General features: G+C 67.1%; 10 protein-coding genes and 2 pseudogenes. 6 read left to right on the top strand and 6 right to left on the bottom strand.

Annotated elements, in window-relative coordinates; translation table 11 throughout:
• Positions 1-50: 50 nt before the first annotated feature.
• Positions 51-3,128: a PAS domain S-box protein gene (locus tag QLQ12_RS37665; protein ID WP_282765701.1), complete on the bottom strand. Its 3,078-nt coding sequence runs from the start codon at positions 3,126-3,128 to the stop codon at positions 51-53.
• Between QLQ12_RS37665 and QLQ12_RS47435 the strand changes: the two are divergent.
• Together QLQ12_RS47435 and QLQ12_RS47430 are read left to right on the top strand one after the other, a co-directional pair.
• A pseudogene (locus tag QLQ12_RS47435) lies at positions 3,097-3,738 on the top strand (recombinase family protein); the annotation flags it as partial. The gene QLQ12_RS37665 and the pseudogene QLQ12_RS47435 overlap by 32 nt on opposite strands.
• Positions 3,712-3,921, top strand: coding sequence for a helix-turn-helix domain-containing protein (locus QLQ12_RS47430; protein WP_282765741.1), 210 nt, complete (start codon positions 3,712-3,714; stop codon positions 3,919-3,921). The pseudogene QLQ12_RS47435 and the gene QLQ12_RS47430, both read left to right, overlap by 27 nt.
• Positions 3,922-4,026: 105 nt before the next feature.
• Here QLQ12_RS47430 and QLQ12_RS37650 read toward each other — a convergent pair whose 3' ends face one another.
• Positions 4,027-5,238, bottom strand: coding sequence for a GAF domain-containing sensor histidine kinase (locus QLQ12_RS37650; RefSeq protein ID WP_282765700.1), 1,212 nt, complete (start codon positions 5,236-5,238; stop codon positions 4,027-4,029).
• Between the two features lie 585 nt (positions 5,239-5,823).
• Between QLQ12_RS37650 and QLQ12_RS37645 the strand changes: the two genes are divergently transcribed.
• Entirely contained in the window at positions 5,824-6,210 is a 387-nt protein-coding gene (locus tag QLQ12_RS37645) for an MCP four helix bundle domain-containing protein (protein ID WP_282765699.1), read from the top strand.
• 529 nt (positions 6,211-6,739) lie between these two features.
• On the opposite strand, the gene QLQ12_RS37640 is transcribed toward QLQ12_RS37645, so the two are convergent.
• Positions 6,740-7,189 carry a response regulator gene (locus QLQ12_RS37640; RefSeq protein WP_282765698.1) on the bottom strand — a complete coding sequence of 150 codons (450 nt, stop codon included), beginning with the start codon at positions 7,187-7,189 and terminating at the stop codon, positions 6,740-6,742.
• A gap of 462 nt (positions 7,190-7,651) precedes the next feature.
• Positions 7,652-9,028 (bottom strand): IS1380 family transposase, encoded by a 1,377-nt coding sequence (locus QLQ12_RS37635; protein ID WP_282765697.1) that lies wholly within the window; start codon positions 9,026-9,028, stop codon positions 7,652-7,654.
• Positions 9,029-10,379: 1,351 nt separating this feature from the next.
• Between QLQ12_RS37635 and QLQ12_RS37630 the strand changes: the two genes are divergently transcribed.
• From QLQ12_RS37630 to QLQ12_RS37620, 3 genes are all read left to right on the top strand, one after another.
• Complete coding sequence (locus QLQ12_RS37630; protein WP_282765696.1) at positions 10,380-11,999, top strand: methyl-accepting chemotaxis protein; 1,620 nt, start codon at positions 10,380-10,382, stop codon at positions 11,997-11,999.
• A 427-nt stretch (positions 12,000-12,426) separates the two neighbouring features.
• Positions 12,427-14,442 carry a PAS domain S-box protein gene (locus QLQ12_RS37625; RefSeq protein WP_282765695.1) on the top strand — a complete coding sequence of 672 codons (2,016 nt, stop codon included), beginning with the start codon at positions 12,427-12,429 and terminating at the stop codon, positions 14,440-14,442.
• A 67-nt stretch (positions 14,443-14,509) separates the two neighbouring features.
• On the top strand, positions 14,510-14,890 hold the full coding sequence (locus QLQ12_RS37620) for a response regulator (RefSeq protein ID WP_282765694.1): 381 nt from the start codon (positions 14,510-14,512) through the stop codon (positions 14,888-14,890).
• A 21-nt stretch (positions 14,891-14,911) separates the two neighbouring features.
• On the opposite strand, the pseudogene QLQ12_RS37615 reads toward QLQ12_RS37620, so the two are convergent.
• Together QLQ12_RS37615 and QLQ12_RS37610 are read right to left on the bottom strand one after the other, a co-directional pair.
• Positions 14,912-15,277, bottom strand: a pseudogene (locus tag QLQ12_RS37615) (transposase); the annotation flags it as partial.
• Positions 15,278-15,517: 240 nt separating this feature from the next.
• A complete protein-coding gene (locus QLQ12_RS37610; RefSeq protein ID WP_282765692.1) occupies positions 15,518-17,056 on the bottom strand; it encodes a sensor histidine kinase in 1,539 nt (512 codons plus the stop codon).
• Between the last annotated feature and the right edge of the window lie 34 nt (positions 17,057-17,090).

Below are 17,090 nucleotides of genomic sequence, written 5' to 3'. Positions count from 1 at the left end.
CAACTTCGCCACTATGACCGCCGATGGGTCCACCGGTGTTGAGTAGTCACCTAGTGGGGGCTGTTCTGTTTGGGCGCCGGCCGGGTGAGCGTGCCCGTGCCCTTGGCCTGTGGGTGCACGAACGCGCGGACGCGGTTAAGGAGTTCTTGGCTGGTGAAGGGTTTTTCGACGATGGTGACGCCGTCGGGCAGGGTGCCGTTCTCGGTGAGGACGGGTTCGGCGTAGCCGGACATGTACAGCACCGGGATGTCGGGCCGGATGGCGCGGACGCGGGCGGCGACCTCGTTGCCGGTCATCTTCGGCATGATCACGTCGGTGAGCAGCAGGTGAATCCGGTCGGGGTGGGTTTGAGCCAGGTGCAGGGCCTGCTCGCCGCCGCTGGCGGCCAAGACGTGGTAGCCGGCGCGGCTCAGGATCCGGCCGGTGATCACGCGCAGGTCGTCTTCGTCCTCGACCATCAGGATCGTCTCGTGTGGGGCGGGGCCGGCGGCCGGCTCGGCTGTCACCACGGTGTCGGCGGGGGTGTCGTGGAGGTGGGTGTCGACGGCGGGCAGGATGACGGTGACGGTGGTGCCGATGCCGTTCTCGGAGTACAGGCGCACGTCGCCGCCGGCGGCGGTGGCGATGCCGTACACGGTGGCCAGGCCGAGGCCGGTGCCGGATCCTTTGGGCTTGGTGGTGTAGAACGGCTCGAAGGCGCGTTCGATGACCTCGGGGGGCATGCCGCTGCCGGTGTCGCTGATCCGGATGCGCACGTAGCGGCCCACTGACAGCGGTGCGCTGCTGAGGTCGTCGGCGCCGACGTCGGCGTTGCTGGTGTCGATGGACAGGGTGCCGCCGCCGGGCATCGCGTCGCGGGCGTTGACGGCGAGGTTGACCAGGATCTGCTCGATCTGCCCGGCGTCAGCGTGGATCGGCCACAGGTCCCGGTCCAGGGTGGTGACCAGGTGGATGTGTTCGCCGATGGCGCGCCGCAGCATGGGTTCGACATCGCCGATGACGTGGTTGAGGTTGAGTGTCTCGGCCTGGGTGATGTCGCGGCGGCCGAACGCGAGCAGTTGTTTGGTCAGCCGGGTGGCGCGTTCGGCGGCGCGGCTGATCTGACCGCAGTCGTTGCGGGCGTCGGCGAGATCGGTGGGGTCCGGGTTCGGCGCCTCGAGGGTTTCGGAGATCATCTCGGCGTAGTTGCTGATCACGGCGAGGATGTTGTTGAAGTCGTGGGCGACGCCGCCGGCGAGTTGGCCGAGGCTTTCCAGTCTTCGGGTGTGCTGCAGGCGGTGCTCGGCGGCGTCGCGTTCTGCCTGGGTGATGAGGCGCTCGCGTTCGGCCTGGGCGATCAGCCGGTCGGTGACGTCCCGGATCGCCGTGGTCGCGATCATGCCTCGGTCGGTCTTCACCGAGGACAGGCTGATCTCGGCAGGAAATTCGCTGCCGTCCTTGCGTACGGCGGCCAGCGCGGCCCCGGCGCCCATCGGGCGGATTCTCGGGTGGGCGAAGTAGCCGTCGCGCTTGTGCGGGTGCCCGCCGCGCAGCCGCTCGGGGACCAGGATGTCCACCGACTGGCCCAGCAGTTCCTCACGCTGGTAGCCGAACAGCCGTTCGGCCTGGGCGTTGATCAGGGTGATGGTGCCGTCGTGGGTGACGCCGATGATCGCGTCGGGTGCGGCTTCCAGCAGTCCTTCGAACATGGCTTCGGCGCGCTGGCGTTCGCTGATGTCGCGCGACACCGAGGCGACCCCGGCGACGTGGCCGTCATCGTCGGTGATCGGTGACAGGGTCAACGACACGGTGATCACCGTGCCGTCCTTGCGGCGTCGTTTCACCTGCTGCTGGTCGATGCGCTCACCACCGGCGATGCGGGCCATGAACGCGGCTTCGGTCTCCTCCTGCCCCGGCGGGAACAGCATGGACGCGTGCCGGCCGACCACCTCGTCGGCGTGATAGCCGTAGAGCCGCTCGGCCCCCGCGTTCCAGCTGGTGATCGTCGCGTCGAGGGACTTGCCGATGATGGCGTCGTGCGACGACTCCACGATCACCGCCAGCCGTTCCCTCTCCGCCAGCGCCTGCGCCCGCCCAGCCAGCGCCGCGGCCTGCACGGCCAGCTCGGTGAACGCGGCGATGTCGTCCTCGGCGAACAGGCTGCGGTAGCGGTTGAGCAGAAGGAGCGCACCGCGGCCGTCCGCGCACGGCACCGGAGCCACGGTCACGTACCGGGTATCGGTGGCCTGTGCGAACATGATCGCCACCGCCGGCGGATGGGTCCAGCCCGCCAGAGCGTCAATCGTGTCCGGCTCGGCGAGGACCTCGTCGAGACCCGTACGGGTGCACTCCCGGTCGTTCAGCGACGCGTCGCCGCAGCCGGCCACTCGCACCGTCTCGCTGCGGCCCGGCATCAACACCACGACGGCGTCGGCCCCGAGCACCTCGCCAGCGCCGGCGCAGTACCGCCTCCACGTCCGGGCCGCCGGCTCGTCGGCCGGTGCGGCCAGCAACCGGCGCGTCACCGCGTATGCCGCCTCCTGCGCCCACCTGCGGCGCAGCCGCCGGGGCGGAACGAACGCCAGCAGATACAGCATCCCGGAAACAACCGCGAGGACTCTGGATTCCAGCCGGGTCACATCACCGCCGGTGGACAACAGCAACGCGACACCGAACAGGCCGGTAGCCGCCGCAGCGCACCACAACCGGGCTTTGGCGGCGCCGCCGTGACGGCGCGCGTGCGCTCCCAGCAGACACGCCGCCAGCGTCTCCGCCGCGAAGAATACGATCACCGCCGGCCACAGCTGCGGCCGTGGCAGCGGCCCCGCCGGCGTAACCAGGACCGGTATCGCGGTGACCAGCCAGGCCACCACCGCTACCGGCGACCACCACGACAGGATGGGGCGCAGCCGGCTCACCACCCGCAACGTGAACAAGGGCTTTGCCAGCAACAGAGCGATCGCTACGGCCGTCAGCGCTCGCGGCGGAGCGCCGGCCACCACCCGGACCATCCCGAGGACGAACAACATCGCCACCGACGAGAACATCCACATCACGTCACGCAACAGCGGATCCCGGCGCCGCAGATACCGCCACGACACCCACAAAAAGATCAACATGAACAGGGACGTGACCAGAATCAGCGCCATGGATCCTCTGTCCCGCCGGACACGGGTGCCCGGCAATAGGGGCGATCCCGATCAGGCTATGCCCAAACACGCGGGGCTCGTTCGGAAACACGAACGACGAACCGAACACCAAGATCAACAACGGGATGCTGGGCGCGCAGGCCTGCCCGCAGCGTGCGGAAATTCGTCAGAAAATCAACGTGCGGCTTCCCGTGACCCACGACGGGCGAACCATACAGTTGGGCAGGTGACGGCCATCGGCTACGCCCGCGTCTCCACCCGCGAGCAGAACCCCGCCCTGCAGTACGACGCGCTGGCCGCCGCCGGCTGCGCCCGGGTGTTCACCGACGTCGCCTCCGGCGCCAAGGCCGACCGGCCTTAACTGGCCGCGGCTCTGGACTACCTGCGCCCCGGCAACGTGCTGACGGTGTGGCAGCTCGACCGGCTCGGGCGCAACATGCGCCACCTCATCGACACCGTCAACGCCCTGCACGACCGCGACGTGCAGTTCCGATCCTTACGGGAGAACGTCGAGACCACCACTGCCGCCGGGAAACTGACCCTTCACCTGTTCGCCGCGCGCGCCGAGTTCGAACGCGACCTGCTGCGCGAACGCACCACCGCCGGCCTGGAAACCATCGCCTCGACACGGGCCCGAGGCCGCCACGGCGGCCGGCCCCGCAAGATGACCCCGGAGAAGATCGCCGTCGCCCGGCAGATGTACGCCGCCCAGACCTACACCGTCGAGCAGATCGCCCGGACCCTGAGCGTCACCCGCGGCACCGTCTACGCCCACCTCAACACCGCTGCCTGACCGCGTTCACCGCCTTGCCGCGCGCCTCGCGGTTCACCAAAATCCCCACAGCGCTCTAGATCAACTCTTGGGAGTGCGGATCTTGAGTACCGGATGGCGCGCTGCTTAGTCGCCGGTGGGCAGGATGATGCGTACGGTGGTGCCGCGCCCGGGTTCGCTGGTCAGGTGCAGGCTGCCGTGGTGCGCGTCGATGATGGCTTTGGCGATGGACAGGCCGATGCCGATGCCTTGGTCGGCGCGGGTGTCGGCGTCGGGGGTGCGGTAGAAGCGGTCGAACAGGTGCGGAATGTCGCCGGGGGCGATACCGACGCCGGTGTCGGTGATGGTGAGGGTGGGTTCGCCGGCGGTGCTGTCGGTGCTGATGGTGATCGCGCCGCCGGCGTCGGTGAACTTGACCGCGTTGAAGATCAGATGGTTGACGGCGTGTGACAGTCGTTTGATGTCGCCGAGCACGGGCAGCGGGCTGCTGGTGTGCTCGAGCATGGTGATCTGTTTGGCGGCGGCGAGGGGCCGGCTGGACTGCACGAGCTGGTAGGTCAACTCGGCGAGGTCCAGAGTGGTGAGGTTCAGGCCGATGCCGTCGTGGTTGAGCCGGGCGATCAGCACGAGGTCGTCGACCAGGCGCCGTAGGCGGTCGGAGTTGCGTTGCATGACCGTCAGGAACCGGTGCGTGGTCGCCGGGTCCGGGGAGTCGGAGTCGAGCAGCAGTTCGAGGTAGCCGGCGATCGACGACAGTGGGGTGCGTAGTTCGTGGGTGACCGCGTTGAGGAACGAGTCCTTCATCCGGTCCAGTCGCCGTTGTTGCTCGGCGATCTCCGCGGCGTGCGATGCGTAACGGCGGAGTTCCATCAGCGCGGCGGCGTGGCGCGCTAACGCGCGTAGTGCTTGGCGTTGTTGCGCCGAGAGGTCTCGCGGCTGGGTGTCGATGACGCAGAGGCTGCCGACGTGGTGTCCGCCTTCGACAGCGATAGGGACGCCGGCGTAGAACCGCACGGCCGGGTCCCCGGTGACGGCGGGGTTGTCGGCGAAGCGGGGGTCGGCGGTGGCGTCCGGGACCTCGAGCACGTCGCGGCCGGTGATGGTGTGCGCGCAGAACGACGCGTCTCGGTTGGTCTGCTGCAAGCCGGGGCCGACCTGGGCCTTGAACCACTGCCGGTCGGCATCGATCAGGCTGACCAAGGCCATCGGCGTGCCGCAGATCTGTGAGGCCAGTTCCACGACCGCATCGAAATCCGGATCCGGTGGGCTGTCGAGGACCTGCAGGTCGTGCAGCGCCGCCAACCGTGCGACCTCGCCGTCGACCGCCGGTGCCGGCACCGTTTGCTCCCTCGTGGCTCACCGTATCTTCTTGGTTGCCCAGTTCAGCAGAGACACCGGCATGAAGGAGAGGAAACCGGCGATCATTCGCCACGCCGATAGCAGCAGGCCACCACGACGGTTACTGCCACCCCACCCACCAGCAGCGTCGGTGGCCCCGAGATTCGGTGCGGGAACATCGCCGGAGACAGCAACTACACCCGGGGGTGGCGGCCAGCTCCAACCCGGCGTGTGGAGCATCAAAACCGGATTGTGTGAGTCTCATACAGCAGCAACCTGCCATCGCCATTCCTCCGATAGACCCACCCGGACGAGTGGCGCCAGACGCTATGCAACCGCTTCAGCCGGCGAGTTCGGTGGCCGACGGGAACAACGGCAGGGTGCCTTCGGGGTGCGGCGTGACCTGCCCTCGCCCGTCTCCAGGGGGTCGGGTCACGCTCCCCGGACACGACGCGGGCAGTGCGCCTGCCTGAACCTGCGCCGACCGCTCAGCGGTTGCCGGTGGTTGCCGATCGGGAGTAGCGCGGACGGCGGGGGCTGACCGTGGGAAGTGCCCGGCCGGAATGTGGCTGGAGCGCTTCTGCCATGCGCGCCGAGGAGAACCACGTGAATACCTCTGTGGGTGCCGTTCCGGTGACACCTGTCGCCGCGGGGCGACGGTCGTTCGCCGACCTGAGTGTCAACATCAAGATTCTGACGGCGGTAGCGCTTGCCGCGCTGGTCGCGTTGCTGGTCGGGGTGCTGGGGCTGTCCGCGCTGGGTGAGGCCAGTGACTCCGCGCAGCGGATCTATCGCAGCAACGTCGCGTCGGTCAAAGCGATCGGTGTCTTGGACAAGGCGACGGTGCAGGCGCGGCTGGACACCGCCTTCCAGATAATCTCGCAGAAGCCCGCCGACACCCAGAAGTACACCGATGCGTTCGCCGCGGGCCAGGAGACGTTCGCCACGGCGTTGGCCGCGTATGCAGAATGAGTCGGCCGCACATAAAAAATGCCTCTCCGCCGCGTCCCTTCAAGGAGCGGCATTGCTGTCATGGCCAGCAAGAGTTCGGCGCACTCTTCTCGGCTAAATCCGTAAACGTGATCATGGTTCAGTGATCCATCTCGACTGCATTCGGTGATCGCGAGCGCGGTAGATGCTCGGTGATGTGGGGGAGCAGCGCGATAGTAAGACGGCCGCATTTGGGCTGTCGCTGGGCGGTCATGTGCTCCCAGGCCTGCTCCCAGATGGGCGTCCTGCCGGTGTCCGGCGGGGAGCAAGCCTTCCAATCGGGCGGCTCCCAGGTGGGTTACTGCGCTTCCGTGCTCTGGGGAGCAGGGTGGTTCCTGCCGGAGGGCGAGTTTGTGCTACTCGTTGGCCGTTCTTGTCGGTCATGGGGAGCACCGTGCCGATGAATCCGGCGTTCCTGCCGGGGGTCGTGCGGCACTGCTCCCCAAAGCTCGTGATCGACGGGGAGCAGCTGGGGTGGTCACGGGCAGCGCCGCACGGCGCCGAATAGCGTTCAGTGACGTCGGGTAGCGTCATCTGACCAGGGACGATTTCTATTTTGTCTGGTCAGCGACCTACGTGAACCACTGTCCACTCGCCGTTCGACGTGGTCACGGTGACGGTCACGGGAGACCTCGATTGCGCCACCACGTCGACGTTCCGCGACCAGCTCCGCGTACTGCTCGACGGCGGCCCGGGTAGAGGCCTCGAACTTGACCTGTCCGGTCAGTACCGGCGTGCTTGCGGTGACAGGATCGGCGCGAAGTCGATCAGCGACTTGCAGCCCCGTCATGCCGGGCATCCGCTGATCCAGAATGACCAGGTCGGGCTGGCGGACCGCGATCAACTCCAACGCCGTAGGGCCGTCCAGAGCGGTATAGACGGTGTGTCCAGCACGCCCCAGAACCAGGTCAAGCCAGTCCGCGACATCGACCTCGTCCTCGGCGGCAACGATCCGCGCCACGTTCACCATCCCCGGTTTAGGCAACTACGGCCACCGTAGGAAGCACTCGTTCGTTTTCTCGCTCTCGCACAGGTGCAGTGTCGGTGCAGCAGATCGGGTTAGCCGGCAAACCGAAGTCCGGGACCTGAGCCTTTGGTCCTCGCCGCAGCACGGTGTGAGACAGTTCGCGATTCGCGCCACGGTGACGGTGACGAAGGAGTAAACGCTTCCAGCTTCGGTGAGCTCGCCGCTATCCTTCCAGCAGCGGAAATACTGACGAAGGTAGCCCCTCAGCCTCGATCCACCGATGTAGTTGGTGCTGACGATTGATAGTCGTTCTTCGATGGTCGATATTGTGGGTGTTCGGCGGGCAGGTGGGAACCGCCGAGCACGTGGATCGGCTTGCTCCGGCAGGGGCTGGTCGGGCGGGTCGAGGGGTGTGGCCTGTGTCTGAGCCGTCTGGTTCAGTCCGGTATGAGGTTTTCAGCCGGGTGTGGTCGAGACGGCGGTGAACAGGTTGTCGAACGCTGCCTGCCAGGGCCAGTGTTCGGGTAGGTGCAGGTGGATGCTGCGGGCTCGGTGCGCGAGGCGGGCGGCGATGTTGACGATCCTGGTGCGGATGGTCGCGGGTCGGGCGGTGCGGTAGGCGCCGCCGGCGAGATGCCCGGCGGTGCGGGTGAGGTTGTGGGTGATCGCGGCGCAGGTCAGCCAGGCGTCGTTGGCGGTGAACCGGCCCGACGGCAGGTGCGCGAGAGGTCCGGCGATCAGGTCGGCGTTGACCTGTTCGATGATTGCGTGACCGCGGTGCTGGGCTTCGGCCTGGACCAGCGTGAACGGGCTGTCGGTGAACACTGCGTGATAGCGGTAGGCCGGCACGAGTTCTTGCTGATCAGGATGCTGGGTGGGATCGTCGCGGCGGATCCGGCGCACGATCAGCCGGGCGGTCACCTCATGCCGGGTGCTGGCGAACGCGGTGTAGATGGTTTCGGCGATCTGCGCGTCGGAGATCCACCGTTGTTGGTCTTCGTCCCAGACGGCTTGCGGATATTTGATGTCGGTCCACTGCTGGTCGTCGATGCTGTCGCAGGCGGTGCGGATCTTCGCGTCGATCCGGGTCGTGACCGAGAACCGCACGTCGCGGCGCCGGCAGGCGTCGATGACGGTCTTGGCGTAGAACGCCGAGTCGGCTCGGACCACGATCTCGCCGGTGGCGCCGCAGGACCGGGCGGTGGTGATCACTTCGGCGATCATGCTCGCAGCGCCGCGGGCGGAACCAGCGTTACCCGAACGTAGCCGGGTCGCGGCGATCACCGGCGCGGACAGCGTGGCGATCAACGGGTTGTAGCCGCGCAGCCAGACGTTGTAACCGCCGACCTTGGCGTGACCGAACCCGATGCCCTGCTTCTGCTTGCCGTAGACACGCCGCAGCATCGAGTCAATATCCACAAAGGTCAACACCTCCGCGCCGGTCAAGATCGGTGCCTGCCCGGTCAGGCCGATCAGGGTGTCGCGGGCGGCGGCCTGCAACTGCCGGACATGACCGTGGGTGAACGTGCGCAGGAACGACCCGAGCGTCGATGGCGCGTACGCGCTGGTGAACAGCGATCGCATGCCGCCATGCCAGGCGATGTCGAGGTCGTCGATGCTGTCCGCCCCGGCGAGCATCCCGGCGACGATCGTGGCGACCTTCCCGGCCGGGTTCGTGCCCTTGTCCGTCGGCAGCCGGACCCGGGCCCCGACGGCGTCGTGCAGGCCGGACTGCTGGGCCAGGCGCATCACCGGGACCAGACCGGCACACGACACCAGATTCCGGTCATCGAACGTCGCGCGCGCCACCGGCACGTCATGGCGTAATCTCACCTGCGAGGTGCCCTCTCGAACGGCGGAATAGAAGCGTCAGAACTCCTATCCTTCCAGTTCAGAGGGCACTTTCTATCTCCGGGGTCCTCCGATCCCAGCATTCATCGGTGGATCGAGGCTCAGCGACATCGGCATGCTTGTGATGAACGATGTCGCGATGGCGCAATAGATTCGCGGGGACGCAGGCACTGACGCACTGCCGGTCGTGCTTGTCAGCAGTCGGTCATTGGCGGTGACCGGCCGCAGTAACCGATCATGCGCAAGCTGTTTAGTTCCGTGGAACTAACGGCATGTGTGAAGGAGGTGCTCGCCGACGGCCTGAGCCAGGCCAGCATCCCCGGCAGTGGCCATGATTCGTACTCCTGATCGATCAGATCGCCAACCACAACGCGTCTGACGGATCATCACGGCCATCTCTGATGATCCGTCAGACGCGTTGTGGTTCACCGACACGGACCTGCGGACGCTGCTGGCCTGGCTTACTCCTACCGTCAGGCCGAAAGCCTCCATGTGCTGTCGATACGTGCGACCGCTGTCGTTATCCCATGGTGCTCCGCGGCTCGGGACTCGCGGACGACGGCAGCTGCTCGATGCGATCGGCGGCGCAGATGAGGGTGTCACGGATGCCTGACAGCGCTGCAGCGATCATGATCAAGGGGGAGCGAGCTTCCGGCCGTTGCGTTCCCACCACCGCTGAGGCGTGCATCGCGTCGTCTATCGCGGTAGCCGCCTGCAGGGCTGCGGCAAGTAACTCGTTGATGAGGTCCTGTCTGTCCGCTGCGGCAGGTGGCTGAGTCGACGATGTCACCTGGCAGCTCCTCCAAGTCTGGCTTTCGGGTCAGACCACACAAGCTGATGATCGCGCAGTATCCGAGGGCCGGGACCGAAATTTCTCGACTCGACTGGCCCAATCGTGTAGTACCGGGATGAGGTCGGAGGCGGCTGGCTGCGGGGTGTTGGATCGTCGCCAGATGCATCGGCGGCTATCCGCGATGATCTCACGTCTGTTCGTGGGTCCTGCGCCGACAATCCGGCTGTGCGCAGTAGAGGTAGTCCCGGGGTCAATCATGGCCGACGCGACATCTTTCCGGGTGGCACTACCCCCTGCCCCGACACCGGCCGCAGCGCGATAGATCGGACGGGACCGTGCGACTGTGACTGCCCGTCACGGCGGCGGGTTTACCTCGCATGCCACCGCGAGCGTCGGCGTGCGGGCGGGCGGCAGTAGCCGGATAGGCCGAACCCGCTCAGTGGTTGCCCTCCGTTTGCCGATCTTCAGGGCAGGGGCATCTGACGTCGAAACGGTGCTCGTGGAGCGGGTCTCGGTGGCTTGAGTGAAAGGGATACTCCGTTGAGTCTGACGCGCACTACGGCGGAAGCGCGCTCCAGCTGGTTCGCGAACCTCAGCGTCAACGTCAAGATCCTCGGTGCGGTGGTGCTTGCCGGGCTGGCGGCCCTGGTGGTGGGAATCGTGGGCCTACAGGGCATGAGCGCGGGCAGCGCGTCAGCACAACAGCTGTACAACAGCAACGTGGCCAGCGTCGACGCCCTCGGTGAACTGCGCGCGGCGGTGTTGCAGACCCGGTTGACCGTAGTGAACCATGCGGTGTCCCGGGACCCGGCGACCAAGGCGAAATACGAGCAGGCGCTCGCCGAGGACATGAAGGCCATCGAACAGGCGTTCACGAACTACCGCAACAGTCAGCCGGCTGCCGACCCACCGGCCATCGACGAGCTTTTCGCCGACTACGAAGCCTACTCACAGCTGGCCGCAGACAAGCTTCTGCCCGCGAGCCGCCGTAACGACATCGCCGAGTGGCAACGGATCCGCGACACCGAGCTCGCGCCGCTGATGAGTGAGGCGATGCAGGACATCACCGATATGAATGCGACCGAGGATCGCAACGCTGCCGAGACTGCGGCGGCCGCGAAGTCGTCGTACGAGTCGCGCCGTAGCGCCTCCCTGATCCTGTTGGTGGCGGGTCTGCTGCTGGCTCTGGGCGCCGGCGTGTACGTCGCCCGCGGAATCGTGGCTTCGTTGAAGAAGGTGAAGGCGGTATGTGAGAGCCTCGCTATCGGCGACCTGACCCATACCGCCGGTTTGACCGGCGGCGACGAGCCGGGCGAGATGGGTCGCGCCTTGGACACCGCAGTGGCTCAACTGCGGGAGACGGTGACCACCATCGGTGGATCGGCGGTCGCCCTCGCAGGCGCTGCCCAGCAGTTGACCACGGTCAGCGCCGATCTGCAGTCCGGAGCGGCCGACGCGGCGGCCCGTGCCACCGCCGCGTCGCACGGCTCGGAGCAGGTCAACACCGGTGTGCAGAGCATCGCCGCCGGCGCCGAGGAGATGAGCGCGTCCATCACCGAGATCGCCAGCAACGCCGGGAAGGCCGCCCAGGTTGCTCAACAAGCCATGGCCGTCGCCCAGCGAACCACCGACCAGGTCGCCCAACTCGGCTCGGCCAGCGCCGAGATCGGCGACGTGGTCAAGCTCATCACGACCATCGCCGAGCAGACCAACCTGCTGGCCCTCAACGCCACCATCGAGGCCGCCCGCGCCGGTGAACTCGGCAAAGGCTTCGCGGTCGTGGCCGGCGAGGTCAAGGAACTGGCCCAGCAGACCGCGCGCGCCACCGAGGAGATCACCTCCCGGATCGCGGCGATCCAGTCCTCCAGCGGTACCGCCGCTCACGCCATCGAGGAAATCACCGGAGTGATCCAGCAGATCAGCGACTACACCACCACCATCGCCTCTGCCGTCGAGGAACAGACCGCCACCACCGCGGAGATGAGCCGCTCCGTCTCCGACGCCGCCGCCAGCAGCGGCGAGGTCGCCGGCACCGTCTCCGGCGTCGCCGAGGTCGCCACCGCCACCGCCACCGGCGCCAGCACCACCCAGCAGGCCGCCGCCGACCTGACCCGCCTCTCCCAGGAACTGACCGCTCTGGTCGGTAGATTCCGTCACTGACCAAGAGCCCCGCCGCAGTCGATCGACCCGAACAACGGTAACCATCGCCTCGATCATGATCGGGTACCGCCAACCCGACCGGAGCCGACCGAAATCCGTCAGGCCATGTTCTGGGTCCGCTACCCGGAGTGGCCTCGGCCGGCGTCGTTGTCAGTTGCCCGCGATGTACAGAGGGTGCAAGGCCGTTGTAGGCGCCTACGTCGCCGGTACGGCTGAGTGTGACCCTGTGGGGAGCGGCTGACCGGGCGGTGTGCTGGGGGGTTGGCTCAACAACTCACCGCTGGGCTGATGATCAGCACCGGATCAGCGGGCGTCAGCGCCAGCGTGATCATGGGCCTGACTTCGGCGACGGCGACGCCCGGATATTGCGGGAAAGCGTGACCTGCGCCTCCCTCAGGTTGCAGAACGGTTATCCGAACTGAGGGGCATGTCGGACCAGATCTTCTTAATGGGCAATCTGGTGATCATGGTCGCCTATGCAGCGATCTCGGCCGCGATCGTGGTACCGGTCTCCCGCGCAGGACAATTGCGCACCAACAGGCTCGCGACCGCCACGGCGTTGATCTTCTTCAGTTGCGCGGTCGGTCACGGTCTGCATGCGGTGATGGCCTATCGCACCGTCATACAGGTCCCGGCGGCCCACCAGATGCACATGGACGCTGCCGGGTGGCCCTGGACTTCGGCGATGTGGGACCTGTTCACCGCCGCAGTGGGCGTCTACTACTGGACGCTACGCCGAGGCTACGGCGTCCTGCTGGGCAAAGGCGCCATTTACGTGGACCCGTGGGGCCAGCACCGGCTGGACGAAGCCGACGCTCGGGAACGCGCCGCCCGCGATGCGGCAGAGGCCCATCGAGCCACCCTGGCGACCGTGGTCGAGCACACCGATGACGCGGTCGTGGGGGTGACCCCGGAAGGGATCATCACGGCGTGGAACGGCGGCGCCGAACGCCTGTTCGGGTACACGGCCGAGGAGGTGCTCGGCCGGCCCGCCACGATGCTGGCCGATGAGACGGGTACCGGTGAGCAGGCAGACGTGCTCGCCCGGATCAGGCAGGGTGAGCGTGGCATGGCCTACGAGACGCGGCGGCTGCGCAAGGACGGGACACTCGTCGACGTCGCGCTGACCATCACTCCGATCCAGGACCAGGCGGGCACCGTCATCGGCGCCTCGGCCGTGGCCCGTGACATCACCGCGGCGAAGGAGGCCGCCGAACGCCGGCGTGCCATCGAGGAACGCAGCAACCAGGCACAGCGCCTGGAGAGCCTCGGCAAGCTGGCCGGCGGTGTCGCGCACGACTTCAACAACATCCTGGCGATCATCGCCAACTACACCGAATTCGTGGCGGAGGAGACCGCTGATCAGCCGAACGTGCAAGCCGACCTGACGCAGGTACGTACGGCGGTGGAGCGGGCGACCAATCTGACCCGGCAGTTGCTGACGTTCACTCGTGCGGAGGCCATCCAGCCGCAGGACGTGAATCTCAACGCGGCGGTCACCGAAGTGCAGATGATGTTGGAGCGCACCCTCGGCGAGCACATCAACCTGATCGCGGTGCCCTCGCCGCACCCCCTGACCGTGCACGCCGATCCCGGCCAACTTCAACAGGTGCTGTTGAACCTGGCGATCAACGCCCGCGACGCAATGCCCGAGGGCGGCACTCTGGTTCTGGAGGCCAACAGCGCCGCCCTGGACGGCGACGAGGTCAACATGCAACCACCCCTGCCGGCCGGCACCTACGCCCGCCTGCTCGTCAGCGACACCGGCGAGGGCATGTCACCGGAAACCGCAGCACGAATCTTCGAGCCGTTCTACACCACCAAGCCTCAAGGCCGGGGCACCGGGCTGGGTCTGGCCACCGTCTACGGCATCGTGACCGAAGCCGGAGGCAGCATCAACGTGTACTCCGAACTGGGTATCGGCACCACCTTCCGGATCTACCTGCCACTGGTGACCACGGCGGCCGACACGGCCGCATCCCCGCCGGTGCCCAGCCAAGCGCCACCACGGGGAGACGGCAGCACCGTGCTTGTCGTCGAGGACGAACCAGCGCTCGCCCGCGTGATCACCCGCATCCTCGCCAACGCCGGGTACCACGTGCTCACCGCCGCCGACGCCACGGAAGCGCGGGATCTGTACGAACGGCACGGCTGCGACGCCTTGCTAACCGACGTGATCATGCCGGGAATCTCCGGACGACGTCTGGCCGAACTGCTGCACGAACGCCAGCCGGACCTTCCCGTGCTCTACATGTCCGGCTACAGCAACGGCCTGCTCGGCACCACCCACATCCTCGACGACGACATCGCCTTCCTCGAAAAGCCCTTCACCGCCGCTGACCTCCTTCACAAGCTGGCAGCGACGCGCGAAGGAAGCCCGTCGCAAGTTGACCATGACCCGTTCGCCGGAAGACACCGGCGACCCGGCTGTGGCAACGCCTGATGACAACTCACAGCAGGGGCTCTCGAAGCCCTTCCGGCAGCAGAACACAGCAGAAGGTAGGTTCCCCATGAGTCATATCGTGGCGGCCGACGATGACCCCAGCGTCCGCCGGGTGGTCGAGAGAGTGCTGACCCGCGCAGGCCACACGATGGACCTGTGCAACGACGGCCACGAGCTGGTCACTGAGGTCCGGGCCCAGCACCCGGACGCTGTCGTGACCGACAACGAAATGCCAGGAATGACGGGCCTCCAAGCACGCGCGGAACTACTCACTACACCCGATACCGAAGACATTCCCGTCGTCATGGCCACTGGCTCCGTCACCTCGGAGCAAGCCGCCGACACGCTTCAAGACGGCGACCGGATCGTGCGCAAACCGTTCCTGCCGTCGGAACTTCGCGACGCCGTACACGACGCATTGATGCACCGCCGACCGCGCCCCGCCTAAACCTCCGCTAACAGCGAAGAACTACGGGTCGCGCTCTAGGGGCGGAGTGACCTTGAAAGACACGAAAGCCTCGGACACGTGTCCGAGGCGTTTGAGGCGGTTGATGCCGCACTCGACAGCGTGCCGCTGCTTGTACAACTCGGGGTCGAAGGACGGTGGCCGACCGCCCTTCGACCCGAGTTTGCGTCGGTTCGCGTCCTGGTCGGCCTTGCTCGGGATGGTCGCCTTGATACCGCGGCGGCGCAGGTAACGCCGGTTCGCGCGGGAGGTGTACGCCTTGTCCGCCAAGGCACGGTCCGGCCGGGTCCTCGGCCGACCGACCGGCCGGGGCACCCGGATGCCTTCCAGCACCGCGATGAACTGCGGGCTGTCACCACGCTGGCCCGCTGCTTGTGCTGCACGCGCCCCGTGACCCGGTCGTGAGCGCTGATGAGGCGCGGCGGGTCTTCGCCGCGGCTGCGCACCCGAAATCGTTCATTGCGCTCGACAGAGTGGACCACGCCGTCACCGATCCGCGGCAGGCCGGCTATGTAGCGGCGTTGACCGGTGCGTGGGCGCGCCGTTATCTGCCTGAGCCTGTCAGCCCGGCCCTTGTCGGGTTCACGGCCGGCTTGATCCGCTGTCATTTCAGCCGGCGACGCGGTGTTCCCCACGGCGCGAGCTGCGTCGGTTGATGGGGCTGACGGTGTGTGGAAAGCCGGTGGGGCCGACGTCTCGGGGTAGGAGCGGATGCGATGCGGGCGATTGCCGGCCGGTCACTGTGGTGGCGATATCGGGGGCGGCAGTGGGGAGGGGGTCGGCACAGGGCAAGCTGACGATGACCTCGAGGCCGTCGCTGGCGGAGCGGTGCAGTGTGACGTCGCCACCGCTGGCGTGCACCAGTCGCTGCACGAGTGCCAGGCCGAGTCCGCTGCCGCCCTTGGGTGCGTCGGGGGCGCGCCAGAAGCGGTCGAAGGCGCGACGGCGCTGCTCATCTGTCATGCCGGGACCTTCGTCAATCACATGCAGTTCCACCCGAGCAGCATGCTGGTCGAGTGAGCGCCGTCGGCGCTCGGCAGGACGGTGGTGCAGCAGAACAGTGACCGTGGTTCCTGCTGGTGAGTGCCGCAAGGCGTTAGAGAGCAGGTTGTCGAGTATTTGTTCGATGGCGCCGGGCAGTGCCAGGACCGGCCCGACGCCGGGGCTTGAGCATGTGAGTGAAACACCTTGTCGGTGGAACACGGGCGCCCAGGTGTAGTGCCGTTCCATGCAGGCCTGCTCCAGCTCGACAGGTTTACGTTGTGCGGCGTTCTCTTCCAGGCGGGCCATCGCGAGCAGGCCGTCGACCATGTGGGCGAGCCGGTCGATCTCGGTTTGCGCGGCGCTCAGGCCACCGCGGCCGTCGTCGGCGATGGAGCGTTCCAGGTTGTCCAAGCGCAGCCGCAGCGCGGCGAGAGGCGTCTTGAGCTGATGGGACGCCTCACCGGCGAAAGCGCGTTGAGCGGTCAGCAGGTTCTCCAGGCGGGCGGCGGTCTGGTTGAACGTGGCAGCGAGGCTCTTAACTTCAGGCGGACCCGCGGTGACCGTCACCGGGCCAGACAGGCTGCCGTGGGCGAGTTGGACGGCGGCCTGTTGCAGTTGGCGGATCGGGCGTCCGGTCCATCGGGCGACAGCGAAGGCCACCCCGGTGACGGCGGCCAGTACCAGGAGGCCGATGAAGGCGAGGAGTAGCCAAACCTGGTGTACCCGGCCGTGCACGATGTCGGTGGGCACGGTGATGTGTACGGCGGCGGTAGGTGGCGTGCTGTGGCCGACCGGTACGGCTACGGACAGGTACTGCACACCGCCGATCCGCGAAGTCTGCACGTTGGTGGACTGGTCGCCGGCCAGGGCTGCGACGACCTCCGGGCGGCCGGCCGCGTCGCTCGCCTGCATCCGCGACATCGGAGTGGAGGAGGTGATCAGCGTTCCGTTACGGCCGATCACGCTCACCTGTCCGCCGATGCGATCGGCGTCGGCTCTCACACGGCGGGGCAGCTCACGGGCCGCGCGGCCGGTGTCCATGGACAGTTCCGTGAAGGCGGCCAGGGATTCGGCTTCGTCGTGGGCGGCGTTGATGAGACGGTCGCGTTCCGCCTGCGAGTACAGGTAGCCCAGCGGAATCTCCAGGCAGAGCAGGACCAGCACCGCGATGCTCAGATAGCTCAACAGCAGACGACGG

Origin of the sequence: Actinoplanes sandaracinus, from assembly GCF_030009775.1 — a bacterium.
GTDB classification, from domain to species: Bacteria; Actinomycetota; Actinomycetes; order Mycobacteriales; family Micromonosporaceae; genus Actinoplanes; species Actinoplanes sandaracinus.
Note: the sequence above shows the minus strand (reverse complement) of the source record. Positions and strands in the feature narration are given on the sequence as shown.

Bases quoted from the DNA above. Each gene is read 5' to 3' on its own strand.
- QLQ12_RS37665 (WP_282765701.1), bottom strand. From the start codon at position 3,128: ATGGCGCTGATTCTGGTCACGTCCCTGTTCATGTTGATCTTTTTGTGG.
- QLQ12_RS37645 (WP_282765699.1), top strand. From the start codon at position 5,824: ATGCGCGCCGAGGAGAACCACGTGAATACCTCTGTGGGTGCCGTTCCG.
- QLQ12_RS37625 (WP_282765695.1), top strand. From the start codon at position 12,427: ATGTCGGACCAGATCTTCTTAATGGGCAATCTGGTGATCATGGTCGCC.
- QLQ12_RS37620 (WP_282765694.1), top strand. From the start codon at position 14,510: ATGAGTCATATCGTGGCGGCCGACGATGACCCCAGCGTCCGCCGGGTG.